The sequence below is a fragment of the Herbaspirillum sp. C7C2 genome (genome assembly GCF_022627865.1).
GTDB classification, from domain to species: domain Bacteria; phylum Pseudomonadota; class Gammaproteobacteria; order Burkholderiales; family Burkholderiaceae_D; genus Herbaspirillum; species Herbaspirillum frisingense.
Genome location: NZ_JABXGI010000046.1, coordinates 1 through 1,088, shown reverse-complemented (window position 1 = coordinate 1,088; position 1,088 = coordinate 1). Strand labels below are relative to the sequence as shown.

1 protein-coding gene is annotated in these 1,088 nt (G+C 48.0%); it reads right to left on the bottom strand.

Features of this window, described 5'->3' with window-relative positions; genetic code table 11:
- Positions 1-72 precede the first annotated feature (72 nt).
- Entirely contained in the window at positions 73-972 is a 900-nt protein-coding gene (locus HWE04_RS24625; protein ID WP_446719253.1) for a TniQ family protein, read from the bottom strand.
- Positions 973-1,088 lie beyond the last annotated feature (116 nt).

The window sequence follows — 1,088 nt, the reverse complement described above, 5'->3', positions numbered from 1 at the left end:
CAGCTACGGAATGAGAGGAATTCGCGAGGGTCACGATTCGATGCAAAGTACGGGTCAGGATTCGGCGCAATATCACATAACTTCATTTCTCCCTTCGGTAACCAAAATCCGCGCAGCCTTTTGGGCTTCTGGCGACGCAATCAATGCCATTGCAAGCGCATAGTGTTGCGCCGGCACCGTCTCAAATTTCTTTGCAGTCCTATTGATTAGGGCAAGATAGTATTTCCCGCCTCGGGGATAGTCTCCAGAAAAGTTTTGTATAAGCCACTTTGTAGGAAGTACTTGCGAAGCGACGTCCGCGAGGGTAGATCGAGACGTTCCCCTGTTTCCCGAGTAGAGGCCCATTCTAGAGATCCATCGGCCGAGCGATCTCTTCAGATGACTTGAGTTTACGGGTGCCTCTCGGGAGAGAAGTTGCTGACAAAAATTTCCGTATCTGCGGATCACCACATTTCCATGCGAGACGGAAGTCTGCATTTCGGATTGTTCAATATAGCTGTGAGGCATATTCGAAAATGGAGCTAAGCGAGCTGCAACTGTTAGCCGAATATTATGGGCCGGGCAGTAGTTGAGGCCGGGCAGATGGTGGGCCCGCCTCCAATAAGAAAAGCCTCGTGTGCGTAAATCGTCATCGACGCAAATGAGGCAAAAATTAGCTGTCGCTATAGGTCGTTTGCTGCCGTACCAGTTTTGAAGGTAATAATTAATACTGTCGGCATGTTTCATGTCCGGAGCATCTGAAAACGAAAAATGAAAAGGTGCGAGGGTGTGCTTAATAACGAATCTATCAAGTGGCATCCGTGTGGCTTGGGCTAGTAATGGTGGATGTCTTGGACCATTGCAATTTGCGGAAAAGAATGACCTTTGCAAAGAATCTAGCGTCTGCTTCTCGGAGTCAATATGATTCACGATACGAATCCTCCCCAAGAGACCTCGGTCTAGTTCATCCTTCTGCGGTTCGGGGATATTCAATTTTTATATCTTTCAGTGATACGCGCTGTCGTAAAAATGGTGACCTGCCCCGGATTTTTCGGACCGCTGAAAATTTGAGAAGATAGCTTCCACTCGGAAAGGAAGCCATGAAAAAG